This window comes from Klebsiella sp. GW_Kp181 (assembly GCF_040062315.1).
GTDB lineage: Bacteria > Pseudomonadota > Gammaproteobacteria > Enterobacterales > Enterobacteriaceae > Klebsiella > Klebsiella oxytoca.
The window spans coordinates 35,955-52,440 of sequence record NZ_JBEAFR010000088.1 but is presented as its reverse complement, the minus strand read 5'-3'; the positions used below and the strand labels follow the sequence as shown (position 1 = coordinate 52,440).

The 16,486-nt window shown below is 45.9% G+C and carries 19 protein-coding genes and 2 pseudogenes; 9 read left to right on the top strand and 12 right to left on the bottom strand.

The features are described 5' to 3' along the window. Positions 1-26 precede the first annotated feature (26 nt). From ABLV11_RS27225 to ABLV11_RS27210, 4 genes are read right to left on the bottom strand one after another with little or no spacing between them, the layout of a single operon-like run. Complete coding sequence (locus ABLV11_RS27225) at positions 27-485, bottom strand: PTS sugar transporter subunit IIA (protein WP_004105511.1); 459 nt, start codon at positions 483-485, stop codon at positions 27-29. A gap of 7 nt (positions 486-492) precedes the next feature. Further along, on the bottom strand, positions 493-777 hold the full coding sequence (locus ABLV11_RS27220) for a PTS sugar transporter subunit IIB (RefSeq protein ID WP_000723161.1): 285 nt from the start codon (positions 775-777) through the stop codon (positions 493-495). 21 nt (positions 778-798) lie between these two features. Then, the gene (locus tag ABLV11_RS27215) at positions 799-2,169 is read right to left on the bottom strand and encodes a PTS transporter subunit IIC (RefSeq protein ID WP_004105509.1); all 1,371 of its coding nucleotides are present in this window, start codon (positions 2,167-2,169) and stop codon (positions 799-801) included. A 3-nt stretch (positions 2,170-2,172) separates the two neighbouring features. After that, on the bottom strand, positions 2,173-2,709 hold the full coding sequence (locus tag ABLV11_RS27210) for an RpiB/LacA/LacB family sugar-phosphate isomerase (protein ID WP_004105507.1): 537 nt from the start codon (positions 2,707-2,709) through the stop codon (positions 2,173-2,175). 381 nt (positions 2,710-3,090) lie between these two features. Here ABLV11_RS27210 and ABLV11_RS27205 point away from each other — a divergent pair, with 381 nt between their 5' ends. The 8 genes from ABLV11_RS27205 (at position 3,091) to ABLV11_RS27170 (ending at position 9,044) form a co-directional block, all read left to right on the top strand. Continuing rightward, positions 3,091-3,846: a DeoR/GlpR family DNA-binding transcription regulator gene (locus tag ABLV11_RS27205; protein WP_004105505.1), complete on the top strand. Its 756-nt coding sequence runs from the start codon at positions 3,091-3,093 to the stop codon at positions 3,844-3,846. A gap of 357 nt (positions 3,847-4,203) precedes the next feature. Then, positions 4,204-4,653, top strand: coding sequence for a PTS galactitol transporter subunit IIA (gatA, locus tag ABLV11_RS27200; RefSeq protein ID WP_047720692.1), 450 nt, complete (start codon positions 4,204-4,206; stop codon positions 4,651-4,653). Between the two features lie 21 nt (positions 4,654-4,674). Next, the gene (locus tag ABLV11_RS27195) at positions 4,675-4,968 is read left to right on the top strand and encodes a PTS sugar transporter subunit IIB (protein ID WP_348856082.1); all 294 of its coding nucleotides are present in this window, start codon (positions 4,675-4,677) and stop codon (positions 4,966-4,968) included. Positions 4,969-4,995: 27 nt separating this feature from the next. Then, the gene (locus ABLV11_RS27190; protein WP_004105498.1) at positions 4,996-6,249 is read left to right on the top strand and encodes a PTS transporter subunit IIC; all 1,254 of its coding nucleotides are present in this window, start codon (positions 4,996-4,998) and stop codon (positions 6,247-6,249) included. 18 nt (positions 6,250-6,267) lie between these two features. Further along, positions 6,268-6,912, top strand: a complete 645-nt coding sequence (gene rpe / locus ABLV11_RS27185; RefSeq protein WP_224329832.1) for a ribulose-phosphate 3-epimerase — start codon at positions 6,268-6,270, stop codon at positions 6,910-6,912. A 122-nt stretch (positions 6,913-7,034) separates the two neighbouring features. After that, the gene (locus tag ABLV11_RS27180; RefSeq protein ID WP_108704569.1) at positions 7,035-7,787 is read left to right on the top strand and encodes an SDR family NAD(P)-dependent oxidoreductase; all 753 of its coding nucleotides are present in this window, start codon (positions 7,035-7,037) and stop codon (positions 7,785-7,787) included. Positions 7,788-7,802: 15 nt separating this feature from the next. Continuing rightward, entirely contained in the window at positions 7,803-8,363 is a 561-nt protein-coding gene (gene hxlB, locus ABLV11_RS27175; protein WP_126489541.1) for a 6-phospho-3-hexuloisomerase, read from the top strand. Between the two features lie 66 nt (positions 8,364-8,429). Further along, positions 8,430-9,044: a DUF2913 family protein gene (locus ABLV11_RS27170; RefSeq protein ID WP_065420919.1), complete on the top strand. Its 615-nt coding sequence runs from the start codon at positions 8,430-8,432 to the stop codon at positions 9,042-9,044. Positions 9,045-9,127: 83 nt separating this feature from the next. Here ABLV11_RS27170 and ABLV11_RS27165 read toward each other — a convergent pair. The 8 genes and pseudogenes from ABLV11_RS27165 to ABLV11_RS27130 all read right to left on the bottom strand — a co-directional run. Then, a pseudogene (locus tag ABLV11_RS27165) lies at positions 9,128-9,685 on the bottom strand (transposase); the annotation flags it as partial. A 283-nt stretch (positions 9,686-9,968) separates the two neighbouring features. After that, complete coding sequence (locus ABLV11_RS27160; RefSeq protein WP_004105483.1) at positions 9,969-10,328, bottom strand: DUF4156 domain-containing protein; 360 nt, start codon at positions 10,326-10,328, stop codon at positions 9,969-9,971. A 243-nt stretch (positions 10,329-10,571) separates the two neighbouring features. After that, positions 10,572-11,108: an Ail/Lom family outer membrane beta-barrel protein gene (locus ABLV11_RS27155; protein WP_126489540.1), complete on the bottom strand. Its 537-nt coding sequence runs from the start codon at positions 11,106-11,108 to the stop codon at positions 10,572-10,574. Between the two features lie 209 nt (positions 11,109-11,317). Further along, positions 11,318-11,806: a hypothetical protein gene (locus ABLV11_RS27150; RefSeq protein WP_126489539.1), complete on the bottom strand. Its 489-nt coding sequence runs from the start codon at positions 11,804-11,806 to the stop codon at positions 11,318-11,320. Continuing rightward, on the bottom strand, positions 11,779-12,516 hold the full coding sequence (locus ABLV11_RS27145) for a response regulator (protein WP_047720695.1): 738 nt from the start codon (positions 12,514-12,516) through the stop codon (positions 11,779-11,781). The genes ABLV11_RS27150 and ABLV11_RS27145 overlap by 28 nt, the downstream gene beginning before the upstream one ends. A 56-nt stretch (positions 12,517-12,572) precedes the next feature. Continuing rightward, positions 12,573-14,135 (bottom strand): EAL domain-containing protein, encoded by a 1,563-nt coding sequence (locus ABLV11_RS27140; RefSeq protein ID WP_126489538.1) that lies wholly within the window; start codon positions 14,133-14,135, stop codon positions 12,573-12,575. Positions 14,136-14,193: 58 nt separating this feature from the next. Further along, the gene (locus tag ABLV11_RS27135) at positions 14,194-14,634 is read right to left on the bottom strand and encodes a hypothetical protein (RefSeq protein ID WP_023330024.1); all 441 of its coding nucleotides are present in this window, start codon (positions 14,632-14,634) and stop codon (positions 14,194-14,196) included. Positions 14,635-14,666: 32 nt separating this feature from the next. After that, positions 14,667-15,413: a hypothetical protein gene (locus tag ABLV11_RS27130; protein WP_004105476.1), complete on the bottom strand. Its 747-nt coding sequence runs from the start codon at positions 15,411-15,413 to the stop codon at positions 14,667-14,669. A 484-nt stretch (positions 15,414-15,897) separates the two neighbouring features. Between ABLV11_RS27130 and ABLV11_RS27125 the strand changes: the two are divergent. Continuing rightward, positions 15,898-16,433 (top strand): annotated as a pseudogene (locus ABLV11_RS27125) (fimbrial protein). Positions 16,434-16,486: the final 53 nt, after the last annotated feature.

Below are 16,486 nucleotides of genomic sequence, written 5' to 3'. Positions count from 1 at the left end.
GATAGGGGATATCTGCCTTTTGTTTATCAGGATGCTACAAGCATCTCTTCAACATATTTCCCGACTTCGTGCGTTTTAAGGTTACGGCACGACTCGATGAACGAAATATCCTGGAAGAGCGTAAAGAGGCGGCGCAGCACAGACATATGCTGATCGCTGGTGGCGAATGCGAGATTAAACATAATGCCGCATTCCACGGTGAGGTCAGCATCTTCCATCTGACCAAACACGACTCCTTTATCAAAACGCACGATGCTTATGCTGTTGGTTTTTACCAGCGTATAGTCTGCATGCGGGATGGCAATGCCCTGACCGTTCGCCATCAATAAACCAGTTGGATAAGTCTTCTCACGCTCCAGGCAGGCCTGAATATATTCGGGAGTGATATAGCCTTTTTCCAACAGCTTCTGGCCGGCAAACTCAATTGCTGCATGCCAGTCAGCGATCGTACCCTCGACGTCATTTACCAGAATCTCAAGTTTCATTATTCACCTACTTAAGCATTTCTTCTTTAACAGCATCAAAAATTTCATCTTCGCCCAGGCCCGTTAACAGGCCTGCACCCACAATCACACGAGTGGTGATCCCTGGGTTATCCAGCTTGGTTGAAGAAACAATCAGGTCATAGCTGTTAAACGTGTCCGTGGTGCAGGCCATTAAAGAGGATTTATCGACCTGCGCTTCGATATTCTGTTCTTTCAGGTAGTCCTGTAGGACAGAAACCATAATGGAAGAGGAGGCAATACCGTTCCCACATACAACTAAAATCTTTTTCATTTTCAATTACCTTATGAAGTTTTAAGCCGTTTTTTCTGCCTCAGTTTTTAACTGACGGCGCGCTTTCTGTTTGAGTAAATAGCCTACGGACAGTAGCAACACAGCGGCGAGAGCATAACCTGCGATGCCAACATGGCTGAGTCCAGCAAAGAGACCGGTGAACGGGTTAGCTGAAGGGTTTAGCGATGAGTACATTACGCTGGCATCAGGATTAGTACCGAATTTCTGGAACACTTCATTTGTTGCTGGAGCCATCCAGGATGCGATGTATAAGCCGCCGCCAAACAGGATGATGGAAGTCACCCAGGTACGAATAATGTTGCCATTAAAAACCGGCACCATGCACGCAATAAAGAATACGAACTGCGAGAGGTCCCCCAGCGGCATCACTCGGTTGCCGGGAAGGACAACGGCGAGGATAACAATGACCGGGATCAGCAGCAGTGCAGGCGCGATAACTGAAGGATGACCAACAATCAGCGCGGTATCCATCCCGACAGTGATCTCACGGTCCGGGAAACGTTTAACCAGCTTCTTACGTGCTACGTTGGACAGCGGAACCAGACCTTCCATCATGATGGAGGTCATGCGCGGCAGCAGGAGCATCACGGCGGCAAGGTACATACCCAGTTGCAGGCTGGCAATAATGGTGTGATACGGCGATTCCCAACCATAACCACAGAAGCCAAGAAGAATACCAATAATGAAACCAACCATGGTCGGATCGCCAAGGATACCAAATCGTTTCTGAATACTTTCCGCCGTAACGTTCAGATTACGGAACCCAGGGATGCGATCGTAAATCCAGTTAAACGGATAAGCGAACAGCAAATAGGTGTTTGCAACCGGGTGGGAGATGGCAACGCCTTTTGGCAGGTTGAAGAATTTTTCGTTGTTTTTGGCACCCAGGTCAGCCGCAATAAGTGCCCAGACATGGAACAATGCAGCAGTAAGAACACCGTAGAGGAAGCTGCCGGAGTAAGCGCCAACAATTGCCCCCATAGAGGCATTCTGATGAAGGTTAAACACGTCAACGTTTACGCAGTCCGTGAGACGCGCCACCAGCATGGCAATATTCACCGCGACGCACAGAGGGATAATAATTGCCCCCATACTTGAGCCAAAACCCATTACGGCTGTGGCTGCGCCGCCAACATCAATGGCGCTCAGCGAGGAGCCGGTGGCCTCAGCAAGCCCCGTCACCGCTGGCTGCATTTTTTCAAGCATCAGCTTGATGGTCATGGTTAATGCGATAAAACCAATGCCGACTTTAATGGCTGATGAAATACACTCCGACAGGGGACGCCCCAAAAGTTTCATCAGTATAAGGAAGATGACCGGTATAAAAATAAAGTTACCCAGGTCATTGATAAACTGTGTGATCAGTTCCATTTATTAGCCCTCAGATTTCTCATCATCTGGTCTGAAACCCATATTCCATCGAACATCTTCAGGTTTCGTCAGCAATGCGTTGTCACTGCGTTCTGCTTCCAGTAGATTCTTTTTGGAATTTTCCCTTGCAGTGGCAAAGTCGAACGCGTTGTCATACCAGGCATCAACGATCATTTTTGTGTATTCAAGATCATTAACTCTGCAGCCAAGTCCAATCACCTGCGCATTGTTACTGAGTCTTGCTCGCTTGGCCGAGTAAGGATTAGTGACGGCGACAGCACGAATCCCCCAGTGCTTATTTATCTGGCAAGTAAAGCCAATACCGGTTCCGCAAATGTAGATACCGAGGCGGCATTCGTCCCGCTGAATAACACCTGCCATTTCATCCGCAAGACGAGCGAAGTTGTTGAAACCATCTTCTTTTCGTTTAACGGGATCGTACACGACCTCGGCATTTTTCTCTTCTTCAAGGTACTTTTTAATCTCCTCCTTACGATCAAATCCCACATCATCACATGCGATTGCAATTTTCGTTTTCATCTTATCCAACCTGTCATAAAGAACTTAAGCCAAGTATGGGGTTGGTAAATGTTGGTTGTCAACTGAGATCAATGTCACAAAATTAGTATGCCGTTGATTTTAAAGATATTAAAAACCAACAAAAACAAATAAAAGCTAATTCATGCCAATTTTTTAATGATGGAAAGAGGAGAGAGTAGTAGTAAACTGAAGTGGATAATCTGTATTATATGTATTTAATATATTGATTATTAATGAATTATTACTATTTGGCCTTTGTTCTTATAGTTGAGCGTTACCAGGGATGTACTCTTCTGACTTCTCTTTGGGTTTGTTTTAGTTTGCATCTTCTGTGCTATGATTCGCTTCATTGCAATATGAAGAATGTTGATAGGGGGAAGGATGTACCTGGTTGAAGAGAGGAGAAAATTGATCCTGGAAGAGATTATCTCGGCTGGTACCGTTTACGTTAGTGACCTTGCGAAAAAGTACGAGGTCACTTATGAAACTATCCGCAAAGATCTCACTCATCTGGAAAAAAAAGGACTGTTGGTTAAAAGCCATGGAGGGGCAACCTTAAAGCAGGGGGCTGTCGAACATCCTTTCCAGGTCAGGGAAAAAGAAAATAGTACCTTCAAACAAGCTATCGCCAGAAAAGCGCTGGACTTTATCCCCCCCAACAGCTCAATGATCATTGGCACTGGGAGTTCTAACTATGAACTGGCTAATCTGTTGTGCATGAAATCTGGCTTTAAAATTTTTACCGATTCTTTGCCGGTGGCCAGTGTGCTGATCGAATCTGATAACCAGGTCTTTTTGTTCGGCGGAGAACTGAGGAAGAAAAGCTCTTCTGTCTTTGGCGGGTGGGCTGTGTCAATGATTAATGATATTAACGTTGATCTCTGCTTTATCGGCACCGATGGCTTCAACAATATGACAGGTCCCTCCACGCCGTCCTCCTCGGATGCCTTTCTGGATCGAACGATCATTGCCCATTCCGAGAAGAAATATATCCTGGGCGATTACACTAAGTTCCAGCGAAGCAGCTTATTTAAGATCTGCGACTGGTCTGAGATTACCGCGCTGATCACTAATGATATTGCGGATAAAGACGGTATTGCCGAAGTTTCGAAATATACAACAGTGGTAACTTGTTGATTTTAAAATCAATAATTTCAATAACGGTACTTCTCATGTGCCGTTGTCCTGTAGAAACAATTGCAATCAAAACACTCCGCTCATAAGAGCGTTTGAAGTATTGCCATTGTAAAAGTCCCCAGAATAAGCCAATTTAATTCAATTTATTAAAAATCAATCAGTTAATGATTCGTGGCGCATTAATTAATCGTCAGTTTTGCTCATATGAGTATTTTTCGTAATGCGCTTATGTGATTTTGTGTGATCAAGATATAACTTTTGCAAGCTTCCCATTTCAGCAAATCACTGATGTGCTATAACTGCTCATGTGATTACATAGGTGCTCACATGAGCATTTAACGGAATGAGGAGAAGCCAGTGGGCACAATTTCTATCAATGTCGCGGATGGTGCGGCATACAAAAATTATGATGAAGTGCTGGAGCATATTCACCAGAAACATCTGGCTGATGGGATAGTAAGAGACACTTACCTCCAGGCGCTGCGTGAACGTGAAGCCGACTACCCAACCGGAATTTTACTTGATGGCTATGCTGTCGCTATCCCACATTGCGATAGCCAGCATGCCGTCAGCCCGGCGATTTACATCATCCGTTTGCCACAGGAAATTGAAGTTAATCAGGCAGATGGTGACGAGAAATTGTGGGTTCGCCTGGTTGTTAACCTGGTTGTTACTCAACCAGCAGATCAATTGCAGTTGTTGAAGGCGTTGTTTAACCATCTTCAGCTAGCTGATTTTTACCACCAGATGCTGGAACTTCCTGCTGAAGAAGCAAGAGCATTGTTTATTAACACGATAATTAAATAACAATTACCCGGAGATTTTACCATGATTACTATCCTCGTAGCCTGCGGAAGCGGTGTAGCAACCTCCACACTTGCCGCTGATGAAGTTAAATCGGTTTGTGCTGAATACGACATTGCCAACGTAAAAATTAATAAATGTAGTATGTCCGAACTGGCCTCCGAAATGCAAAGTGCTGATGTGGTTCTGACAACGAATAATTATAAAGGTGATATTGGTAAGCCGCACATGAGCGTCGCAGGTTTTATTACCGGTATTAACGAAGCCGCGCTGCGTAAAAAATTAGGTGAACTGTTAAGCGAAATTTCCAAAGGCTAAAGTCTAAAAAAGACGGGGGATGGTTAAATGGAAATGTTAAAAAGCATCATGTTTACTATTACAAGCATGGGCGCTACAGCAATATTGCCGCTTGTTATTTTCCTTTTAGGTCTGGTTTTTCGAATGAAAGTTGGTGCTGCCATTAAATCTGGCATCACCGTAGGTATCGGTTTCATCGGCCTGGGACTGGTTGTTGGGCTGCTAAACACAGCCCTGCAGCCAGCAATTGCGTATTACTCAAAAATTGGCAGCGGGTTCACCGTGGCTGATATTGGATGGCCTGCCGTTGGCGCAGCTGCGTGGGTTGCACCGTTTGCGGCAATGGTTATCCCAATTGGTATCATTCTGAACCTGATCCTGGTTCGCCTGAAACTGACTAAAACGCTGAACGTTGACATCTGGAACTATATGCATTTCCTGGTTCCTGGTGCTCTTGCGTACTTCGTCTTTGACAGCTTTTTCCTCGGGTTGGGTGTTGCCGTGGCTCTGAGCGTAGCCGCACTGTTTATTGGCGATCTTATTGCGCCAAGATGGCAGAAATACTACGGCCTCGAGGGAACGACCTGTACCACAATGATCCACATCGGATGGACACTTCCATTTGCATGGGTGGTTAACAAAATTATCGATTTCATTCCGGGTTTAAACAAGCTGGATGTGGATTTAGAGAGCGTTCAGAAGCGACTGGGTGTATTCGGTGAACCCGCCATCATCGGCGTGATCGTCGGTTGTCTCCTGGGATTGTTAACCAAACAACCCATTACAACCATCGTGCCAATGGCGATGGGCGTGGCAGGCGTCATGGTGCTGTTGCCAAAAGTGGTTGGGGTCCTTATGGAAGGGCTTAACCCGATAGGTAAGAGTGCTAAAGAAATCATGCAAAAGCAGATGGGTAAAGATGCTGAACTGAATATCGGGATGGACTGCGCCCTGGCGCTTGGCGATCCAGCAACGGTGACTGTCACCGTTATTACTATCCCTCTGACGATGCTTTGCGCGCTGGTTTTACCGGGTATTCAGATATTCCCAATCGGCGTGCTGATGTCAATCATCTACATGACGACCATGACGGTTATGGTCAGTAACGGCAACGTTATTCGATCGATTATCTCAACCTTACTGTTCTGTGTGGTGGTTATGTACCTGGGGGGATATGTCGCGCCCGGTGCAACTCAGTTCCTCAACGGTGCTGGCGTCGGCCTGAATGGCCAGGGTACGGACTTCGTATTAACCGGCCCATGGGAACTTCTGACCTACTGGTTGAGCACAGTTACTCATTAATTTACGGAGTTGACTAAAATGGCACAAATTTTACCATCAGTATTTGGTGCAAACATATTACGTTTGCAGGAAGAGATTCAGTTTCTGGAAACAGAAAAAACAGAAATTCTGCATGTTGATTTAATGGATGGTACTTATGTAAGTAATATCGCATTCGGTCCGAACCAAATCGCGGCAATGAAAAAAGCCAGCTCAATGACATTTGACGTGCATATGATGCTGGCAAACCCGGAAAGACATATTGATGATGTTATTAAAACCGGTGCGGAATTGATCTCGGTTCATTATGAATCAACGCCGCACGTGCATTATATTATCCAGAAGATCAAGAAAGCCGGGCGCAAAGCTGGCGTAGTGCTTAATCCGGGGACGCCAGAAAACGTAATTGAGTATCTTCTGGATGATATTGATTACATTTTAATTATGACCATTAATCCAGGACAGCCAGGCCAGACTTTTATTGAAAAAAGTCTGGAGAAAATCAGGAATACTAAAAAAATGGTTGCCGGTCGTAATATTCAGATCGAGGTCGATGGCGGCGTCAACGTTGAAATAGCGAAAAAGGTAAAGGATGCGGGTGCTGATTTAATTGTCGTTGGTGGTGCGCTATTTAACGGTTCTCCGAAAGAAAGCTATCAGGCATTAAGGGCAGCGATCCAATAACAGTTTGCTACCAAATAAACCCAGTAACCCTACAAGCTATTATTAGCATTAATTAAATTACCAATTACCTGAAAGGGGAGTTGTCCTCCCCTTTGTCATGAGATTTTGAGGAGTATAGTGAAATGAGTAATTTTGAAGGTAAAGTCGCGCTAGTAACCGGTGGGGCACATGGCATCGGTAAAGGTATTGCTAAGCAATTCGCTGACCGTGGGGCTCATACTGTTATTGTCGATTACAACGAAGAAAATGGTAAAAAGACGGCCGAAGAGTTAACTTTCGCTAATGTTAAATCCTTATTCGTTAAAACCGATGTATCCGATCCGAAAGCTCTGGAAAACGTTCGCGAGCAGGTTTTTCAAACCTTTGGACGCATTGATATTCTGGTATTAAACGCAGGCGTGGCGTTTGCTAATAAGGTCAATAACATCACTTTTGAAGAGTGGAATAAAACAATCGCCATTAACCTTACCGGACTGTTCAACACCGTCAAGGCGTTCTACGACGACTTCACCACTAATCATGGATCTATCGTTTATATTTCATCCGGCTCTGCGCTTTCCGGCACCGGCGGCGGTGTGAGTTACCCGGCCAGTAAAGCTGGCGGTGAGGGATTGATTCGCGGCCTGGCAAAAGAATTAGGGCCGAAGGGGGTCAACGTTAATGCTATCGCTCCACGTCTGATTGATACCGGTGAAATGATGCGTGTCAATTACCCAACTCAGGCCGATCTTGATGCTGTTCTGGAAAAAATTCCGGTGCGCCGTCTTGGTACTATTGACGATGTGGCAAACCTGGCAATCTTTTTGGCTGATAAAGACAACTCGTACATCCAGGGGCAAACCATTCTGATGGATGGTGGTCGTACCATCGCTTAAAAGGGAGAGAATCACATGAGCGTTCAACAAAACACTTTAAATATCCTGAGCGAATTGCAGCAAAATGCGATGAAGATTGATGATGCCCAGGCTGCGCAATTCGTCTCACAGATTAAGAATGCTAAACATATCTTTCTGCAGGGCGCGGGCCGTAGCGGCATCGCCATCCGCAGCTTTGCAAACCGTCTGCTCCACCTCGGTTTTTCAGTAAGCGTTGTCGGCGAAATTTCTTCTCCTCATACGAAGCCGGGCGATCTGGTCATTATTGGTTCCGGCAGCGGTGAGACCGGCAGTCTGGTGAGCCTGGCGCAGAAGGCCGTAGCCTGTGGCGTGGATGTGGCGCTTGTCACAATGAAAGCGGAGTCCACAATCGGCAAACTGGCCAAAAGCACGCTTGTGTTGCCTGGAACCGTGAAAGAAGACAACCTGCGTGAAGACGGTGCTTTTTCACAGCCTATGGGATCGGCTTTTGAGCAGCTCTGCTTTATCGCCTATGACGCAATCGTGCTTGAGCTGATGGCCCAGCTCGGCGAAACCAGCGAAACGATGTTTAAGAGACACGCTGACCTTGAGTAATCGGCAGAAAACGTCCCTTGAAGGGACGTTTCCTTTTAAGCATTAATGTCGTTGGTTCTTTTGCGCATGAACAAAGATTCTTCTTTCGTCAATATTGGACATTTAGCCTGGTGCGCTTTGGTGGCTCTCGGCCTTCAGCGGCACGATCGGCTTGTTGTTACCGAGGCGCAGGAAAACATATTTCTGATCCGCTGGTTGGCCGATGCCAGAAAACAGAAGAGATTCCCCAGAAATTTAACTGGGCATATAGACTGGCTACTTGCTCAGGGGCGTCGACTTGGCGTTCGGGCGCGTCTGAATCAGAAACTGCATTATTTATGGCTTATGAGCAGCGGCGATCTTCACAATATGCCGGATCTACTTCGATTGACCTATGCTATCGAAATGGCAAAAGCCGGCGGCTGGCAGTATGACCTTGTTGATGAGAAGAAGATGGCGGCTGGTATCAGCAAATTCCAGAATATGGATTCGTTTTGCCTGGAAAGAACAGCTGTCGAGGAAGGATTTGATGCTAACGGGAAGCAAATAGCCCCACTTTATGTCCGCGTTTTTGGTCAAGTTGAGAAACTGCTGTCACTTCTGGACTGCTTTGGACTTAAACTTGACGTAATCGAATCGTATTCAAATGAATTCTCTGTAACCAAATCTTCGATTTTTTTGCTACAGCCAGTGATGGCCTGACGGAGATACGCAACACGGTATATTTAGTCAGGCTTTGTTGAAAAACAGATAGTGGGTAAGCATCCCCGTAAACGAGGATGTTGTCAGGCAATACGCCCACTTTCTGGCATTCCTGCCTTCGTCATTTTGTTCAGCGCACGTACTATGGCCAGAGCCTCTGCAACCTGACTTCAGCGCACCACCGAACAGTTGTTTTACTCTCTACATCACCGATTCCGCTATCGAATGGCGGTTAAAATCTGTTGCGTATTTTCAACGGGCATTGCTCCCGCTTAGCCGCTGATTTGCAACCGTATGGTTCCGGTCTGCATACTCCCCCGGCCAGTAACCCGCTCCCTTTCGGGAAGGTATAGGGTGCTGATTTTCTTTCGGCGCAGTTCATCACGATATAACCGCGTATAATCAGCGCCGTCCGCTGCGGCTGATCTGATTTTTCGGTGTGTCTGCCAGATTAAGCCCAGAGAAGGCTGCTGCGTCCGTGACGTTGTTCAGTGACGTTCGGTGCAGATAATTTCATGTGTTTTTGCATCTACAGCAATGTGCAACTTTCGTCAGATGCGACGGTATTCTTTGCCGTGTTTTTTGACTTTACACTCACCTTCACCGGAGACCTTCCATCCTGTGGAATCAATCACGAGATGGGCTATTTCTGCCATCTGCCTTATTGTCCCGTCAGGCCGAGGGAGGCGTAACCCGTACATAAAACAATATGAAGCGCAGAATCTGTAGTTTGGCAGGAGTGCAATTGTAAGAGAAAATCTCTTTTCTGCTATGGAGTTAGGCGTATTCTTCAGCCAGGCTGGATCAAGATGTGTTCTCCAATGCGAGAATCGCAGTTGAGATGCTCACGGGTCGATGAGCATCTCAACTGCGTTAGGGATATCTTGGGCAGGGCAGCCGGATGATGAGCCAGAATAGCGTATTTTAACGTGGGCAGCGGTATACGGTTCCGCTCAATGTCACATTGGTTTGCTGGCTTGAGCCTGTGCCATGATAGGCGCTTCCGGTTTGGCCAGCCCTTTGGGTTAACAGTACCACCACGTTCCCCCCCATTTTCCACGCTTTATTTTTTAGATCGTTACGGGCACCCGTCTCCAGATTGCTGTTTGACGTCCAGCCTCCCGTGAAAAAATTCCCCTGGCTACCGGTGACATCGCCTAAATAGGTGCACGAAGTGTCCGGTTCATTATGCGTTACCCGCACGCCTTCAGCACCGTGCTGGAGGGAATTAGCGCTGCAAGCTGTGAGCATAAGAGCGGAGAGAAAGACTAATTTTTTGTTCATGTAAAATCCTTAATCAAAATCGCTAAAAATAATCAAATAGGGTGCGAAGCCAGTCGGATGTTGAGGCGCATCGTGCTGGCAATAAAATGTTCTACCCGGAGGATTTAAGGGGTGTATAGCTTATAAGAATAATTTTATATAAATACTTAAAAGGGCTATAACGTCTCTTACCGTAGTGATGATATTCTTTTTTTTTGTCAGAGATGATGAATTCCTTGCCATAAACAGAGGCGTCTTTATTTATTAAAAACGATAACCTACGCTCACGCCAAATGTGTTTGTATCAACGTAAAGTAATTTAGCTGTTTCCCATGACACATCCAGGGAAAGGTTAGTGAATGGATTAAAAATAAGACCTGCACCATAGGCAAAAGCATCTTCTGAGGAAGATTGATTGTCACGGTTTTTGACCTTCATACCAGCCATACCTACATTACCATATAAACTAACATAGTCATTAATCTGGTAGGTCGGTCCTACCATTAACGAACTATAGCTAGTGGTATTATCGCCATCTTTATGTAGTTTTCCTGCGTCCCAACGGTAATGTTGTACTTCATGACGAGTTGCCGTGAGAGAGGTCAATACACCCCAGTCAGAATTGAACTCATAGCGATATTTTAGATTGAGCCCGCGAAGATCCTTACTTGCAGATTTCTTTAACGCGCTAAGATGCGTTTGGGCATAGCCAAGGGAGAGGGTATGGTTTTCCATCGCCAACGCTAATGAGGGCGAAAATAATAGTGCTGCCATAATCCATGGTGAAAAAGCACGCTGCATGTAAAGCTCCTTGTTGGTGAAAAGAACAATGCTTATGTATAAGCAATAACCGTAGAAGGATGATTGCGGAAGCCATATAACCAGAAAAAGCGAGTAAAAGTTATGAAATTAGTCTTACATGAATTTTACCGACGTTTTCAGAAAAAGTAAGATTTTATAACTCATTGATATTACTGATTTTATGTCAATTATTTCACGGCGGCGTTGGTTTATTGCGCGGTACATACGTTATATATCTGCCGATTGATTGAGTACAAATAAGTGCTGTTACCGACCCTGGTGATGCGAATTTCATTGGCGGCATCGGGGTGCAATACGCGAAAATGTGCTAAAAAATCACCGGCGGTGTCGGTAGAAAAAACTTTTACCGAATCGACATCAAATGTATAAATGCCGGGGCCAGGCATTTGCAGGTTCTTCATATACACATCGCGATACAACACTTTTTTGATTTGCTCTTTAGTGGTGATGTCATACTGCAATGTAATGCGTTTGTTTTTGAAATCGAGGACGATATTGCCATTAGCGAGAAAATTGCCAGGCAGGACTGAAGTTACCGTTTTAGTGGTGCATATAAATGAATCCGCATCTGACAGAGGATAGCGCTGCTGGCGTGCCTGTAAAATCAGCAGCACAAAAGATGCTGCCAGAATAAGTAGCGTAATGCCTCTTAATACCGTTCTTTGATAGTGATGCATTTGGGCTCCGAAACATTCAGTTGATTCAGACACTGAACAAAAATATTGGTGTCAGGAACGCGAATATAATAAATGAAATTGCCGTTTTGCTTATAGACTTGCTGACTCAGTTCGGAAAAAGCCCCCACCGCATCCTCGAGAGACCGATTATCTTCAGTGACACCATAAAAGGTATATCCGTTATAGGTTCCCAGCTCAGAAAAGTAGTCTGGATGGCGTTTGCTGTAGAGATAAATGACCATCAGCAGGAACAGCGTTGCGCAGATTAAAAATAGCCACTCTTTTCGGTTTGAAACTGCCTGCGAAGACTGCGTTGGTTCAGGCAACGATTCTGCAACTGGCGCAACGGTGTCGCTGGCTCTATTTTGCGTTGCGGGTGTTGATTCATCTGGCAGTGGTTCGATAGTTACCGAGAGCGTCACACCAACCTTAGGGCGCGTTAATACCGCAGAACTGGAAAGGCCGATTTTTTCAAACGAACCGCGTAATTGATTGATTAATTTGTAATAGCTGGCACTGGAAACCACCACACCTTTTCGTCCCCACACCCAGGCGATTAAATCATCTTTTTTAAAAAGTCCCTGATGAAAAGCAAGGAGCAAATTGCATTCAGATTCAGAAATTTTTAAGCTTTCGCGATCGCGTGATAAGGTCATCCGCTCGCAATCAAGAATGACTTTCTTATCAATTAGGTACTTATTCTTACTCATAGGGCCTTCTGCTAAGAATGAGTCGTTCTGGTTTAACCATTATGTTACCTCAGCACCTACCGATCTATTGAAAGGTTTTTACTTTTAATCCTTTCATTTTGCTCATTGCCCCGTGTATCAAGCCAGACCGTAAAATCATCTGAATTCATCGGCTTTGCGTAAAGATAGCCCTGTATAAAACCTACGTTATGATCGAGGATATAGCGTAGCTGATGCTCTGAACTGACGCCTTCCGCAACGATATTAAGTCCCAGCCTTTGACTAAGCATAATAATGGTATCCAGAATGGGCACGTCGCTGCCGCTGGTATCAATCGTATCGACAAAAGTACGATCGATTTTCAGATAATCAGCCGGAAGCTGCTGAAGGTAAGAAAGCGAGCAGTAGCCGGTACCAAAATCGTCAATCGCTATCAGTACGCCTTTCTCACGCAGCTGCATGAGCTTATCTGACACTAAAGCCGGTTGAACAATGAGGCTGCGTTCGGTGAGCTCCAGCATGAGGCGCAGTTTCCCTAAGCTTGCCAGTAGCGATTCAACATCGGCAATAAAACTCTCATGCACCAGATGTTCAGGTGAAATATTTACGCTGATATAAAAATCCCCGGCAACCTGCCACCGTTCGACATCCTGGGCGATGAGCTTAAATAAGTGACGCGAAAGCGGAACGATCATCCCTTCGTTTTCTGCCGCGGTGATGAAAATGTCGGGAGTAATAAAACTCCCATCCGGAAGGGGCCAGCGCATTAATGCCTCCACGCCGCCGCAATGAGCGCGGCTGACGTTAAATACAGGTTGATAATGCACCGTGAACTGCCCGTTTTTCATACCGCGGGTGATTTCTCGGGCCATGGATAGCCGTTTCTGGGCCCAATGCCGGTAAAGAAAAAGGGTCATAAATGAGAAGCAAAGCGAGAGAGGGATAAAGATAAGCAGAGATTTCATCCACAGAGCCATCAATGTCGCGAGAGGCGCGCCGACGGTAAGCGAAATCTTACCGTCGGCGGTGACGAAATGTTGGGTCATCACTATTCTGTCACGCTGCGCTGGTTGGCTGATAATCCTATCGCCCTCGCCAAACCGCAGGCTGAATACGGCGGCTCTTTCCTCTGCGAGGACATCCATCAGTTCCTGAATATAGCGAGAATCGACGATGACAAACGCTGATTTTTGTGCCGTCACCTGCTCCGTGTAAACCACCGCGGGTCTGCCTGGTCCTCCGGCCATCAAGTCAAATGAACGGACCCATCTGGCAGGTAACGGCGTCGGGAGCGTTTTACCCGGCGGCAAAGGAAAAGGGTGCGCCTGCTCCCTGGTAACAAAGGAACAGAGCAGGTTGCCGTTTTCCAGCAGACCGATATCGCGGATATAAGGGGTAAAGGCGCGGGTTCGGTTAAGCTCCGACAGCATTTCAGCGCAGGGTCTGTCCGCTATTTTTACGGTTTTTGCGGTGACCCGCCATGAGGCGGTTGATACATCGTTACTGAAACGTAATAAGGTATTCGCGCTCAGGGCGACGTCCTGTTTAAACTGTAGTACGCTGACCAGCAGCGCTAATATAATCATCACGACCAGCGGCACAAGCACTGAACAAATCACAAAAGATAGCTTTAGTTTCACTGGCTTTGTCTCTCATTCACGAAGGGATGCGCGGCTGTCTCAATGGTCGCAATACTCATTATGCTTTAGCGCTGCCGCTGGTGGTGCAGAAATTATAGATCTGCCGGTTCAGTGAAAAAAGATAGGCCCTCGGACCGATTTTATTTATCGTCAGCTCATTCTCGGTTGCCGGCTGCAGGAGACGCAGCCAGGAAAACATCTCACCCGTCGTATCAGAATTAAATTTGTGCACGGCTTTAACCCGAAAGGTGTAGGTTTTCATGCCGGTGCGGTTAAGCGGGGTGATTGCAACATCCTGAAAGAATAACCGCTGCTCTCGCCGTTGATCCTGCACGGAATAATGAATAGCAATGCGGTTCGACTTAAGATCCAGCACTAAAGTTCCGTTCAGTATGAGCTCTCTCGGCTTTATATAAATAGTTGATTTGGCAGTGCAAATAAGATTATGTATTTCGTCTGCGTCGCGCCTGGCTCCTTGATATACCAGCGTTGCCAGCATGATACATCCGCAGAGCAGACCGCACAGGATGACTAGTAGCGTTCTTTGATGGTAATGCATTTAGGTACCGCCGTTTCAACAGGGTTCAGACACTGCAAAAAAAGATTCATATTCGGTTCGCGGAGATAATAAAGATAATGTCCGTTCTGGCGAGATAGCGGCAGCGTCAGGGTGTGATAAGCCGAAACCACCTCCTTAAATGTCACTTTATCGGTAGCCATCTTAAAGAAGATATAGTCATCCTCATTACCGAGCATCCTGAAGCTACTGTTGTGTTTATTTTGCGCTGGCGCATGCTGAAATAGCATCGCAACACCCGTTAACAACAACAGTGTAATGGTCAGGACGAGAGGGCGTATTTTGGCTGAAATCTTTTTAACGTCCGGCGTGAGAGCCCGTTGGCTATCTTTTTCGCACCCTGCATCCCTGACGTTTTCGCATCGTGGCGTAGGTTCTTTTTTGATGGGTTCTAACGCCAATGATAACGAGACGCCAATTCGTGGTCGCGTAACAATATCGGCCGCATTCAGGCCAACAAGAACAAAGTTATTCCGCATCTGGTTAATGAGCTTGTAATAACTCGATTCGGAAACACAACCCGCACGGTTCTTCCAGACAAAATTAATAATATCTTCCTTTTTATATATTCCGCGATAGAAGGCAAGGAGTAAATTTGTCTCCGATTCTGAAATTTTAATGATTTTATCACCGTTGGTTAATGTCATTTTAGCGCTATCAAATATCACCTTTTTAGCTATTAGTAACGATTTCTCATCCATGGTAAACCCGATCTTTAATACGTTTTGCTGTCGCTTGCTATATTAACATGGGGCAGGAGGATTTCATCCCTCTTTGCATCAGTAGTCTTCTGTGACGACATTCATACTGATGCTAAAAATGTTTTTTATTTAGTTTACTTCCTTTTAAATCATGTGGTTATTTGGTTTTTGTGAATTTTTCTTACCGGTATTTGAATTTATGAATTTCCGCATGCCAGGTAAGTAAGGAAAATTTAAGGGTTATTCAGCACGTCAGGAAGCTCTTTTCCGAAAATTATTTCTAAGATTGGCCTTAAACATGATAGCGCCGCGGGGCTATAACGCCAGTTGCTATACGCCCTGTTTCAGAGGGGCGCACAATAAAACTTGCCCGGCGACAAGCTATTTTGTTTGGCCTCAACCAAAGGACGTTTGCTTTATCTGCTTTATTAGCAGAGCGAGTAGCGTTAGTTGAAAACAAACAGCAATAAAGGAATAAACGACCATGTTCAAGAAAACGACACTGGCTTTGCTTACAGCCTCACTTTTTATTTCTACCAGTACATTTGCGATGTCCAATAATACCATTACCTTTCGTGGTGAAGTTTCCGATGAAACCTGTTCTGTAGCCATTAACGGTAATCAGGCAAAACCGGTAGTTATTCTGCCGACGGTGAGTGCCAAAGAACTGGCGAAAGGCGGCGATACCGCAGGTCAGGTGACATTCGATATTGGTCTCACCGGCTGTACGGGTAATGCCGATAAACCGACCAAAATCTCTACCGTTTTGTCGGTAACCAGGTGACCAGCAACGGTAATCTTGGAAATACCGGGGACGCCGCCAACGTAGAAGTCCAGATTCTCGATACGGCTGAGAAAGTTATCAATCTGACCAACGGTTTCAAAGGTGAAGGCGATCTGCAGCTGAAGCCGGGAGAGACGGAAGCCAGCGCCACTTATACCGCGCAGTATTACGCCAACGGCGCGGCATCGGCTGGTACGGTCGAAGCCACTCTCCAGTACGCCGTTTCCTACCTGTAAAAACGCTTCCTGGTCCGGTGCTTGTCGTCGGACCCTTTTGATAGCAATGGAGT

Excerpts from the sequence above, each read along its gene's own strand:
- ABLV11_RS27225 (WP_004105511.1), bottom strand. The coding sequence starts at position 485 with ATGAAACTTGAGATTCTGGTAAATGACGTCGAGGGTACGATCGCTGAC.
- ABLV11_RS27220 (WP_000723161.1), bottom strand. The coding sequence starts at position 777 with ATGAAAAAGATTTTAGTTGTATGTGGGAACGGTATTGCCTCCTCTTCC.
- ABLV11_RS27215 (WP_004105509.1), bottom strand. The coding sequence starts at position 2,169 with ATGGAACTGATCACACAGTTTATCAATGACCTGGGTAACTTTATTTTT.
- ABLV11_RS27210 (WP_004105507.1), bottom strand. The coding sequence starts at position 2,709 with ATGAAAACGAAAATTGCAATCGCATGTGATGATGTGGGATTTGATCGT.
- ABLV11_RS27205 (WP_004105505.1), top strand. The coding sequence starts at position 3,091 with ATGTACCTGGTTGAAGAGAGGAGAAAATTGATCCTGGAAGAGATTATC.
- ABLV11_RS27195 (WP_348856082.1), top strand. The coding sequence starts at position 4,675 with ATGATTACTATCCTCGTAGCCTGCGGAAGCGGTGTAGCAACCTCCACA.
- ABLV11_RS27190 (WP_004105498.1), top strand. The coding sequence starts at position 4,996 with ATGGAAATGTTAAAAAGCATCATGTTTACTATTACAAGCATGGGCGCT.
- rpe (WP_224329832.1), top strand. The coding sequence starts at position 6,268 with ATGGCACAAATTTTACCATCAGTATTTGGTGCAAACATATTACGTTTG.
- ABLV11_RS27180 (WP_108704569.1), top strand. The coding sequence starts at position 7,035 with ATGAGTAATTTTGAAGGTAAAGTCGCGCTAGTAACCGGTGGGGCACAT.
- hxlB (WP_126489541.1), top strand. The coding sequence starts at position 7,803 with ATGAGCGTTCAACAAAACACTTTAAATATCCTGAGCGAATTGCAGCAA.
- ABLV11_RS27170 (WP_065420919.1), top strand. The coding sequence starts at position 8,430 with ATGAACAAAGATTCTTCTTTCGTCAATATTGGACATTTAGCCTGGTGC.
- ABLV11_RS27160 (WP_004105483.1), bottom strand. The coding sequence starts at position 10,328 with ATGAACAAAAAATTAGTCTTTCTCTCCGCTCTTATGCTCACAGCTTGC.
- ABLV11_RS27155 (WP_126489540.1), bottom strand. The coding sequence starts at position 11,108 with ATGCAGCGTGCTTTTTCACCATGGATTATGGCAGCACTATTATTTTCG.
- ABLV11_RS27150 (WP_126489539.1), bottom strand. The coding sequence starts at position 11,806 with ATGCATCACTATCAAAGAACGGTATTAAGAGGCATTACGCTACTTATT.
- ABLV11_RS27145 (WP_047720695.1), bottom strand. The coding sequence starts at position 12,516 with ATGAGTAAGAATAAGTACCTAATTGATAAGAAAGTCATTCTTGATTGC.
- ABLV11_RS27135 (WP_023330024.1), bottom strand. The coding sequence starts at position 14,634 with ATGCTGGCAACGCTGGTATATCAAGGAGCCAGGCGCGACGCAGACGAA.
- ABLV11_RS27130 (WP_004105476.1), bottom strand. The coding sequence starts at position 15,413 with ATGGATGAGAAATCGTTACTAATAGCTAAAAAGGTGATATTTGATAGC.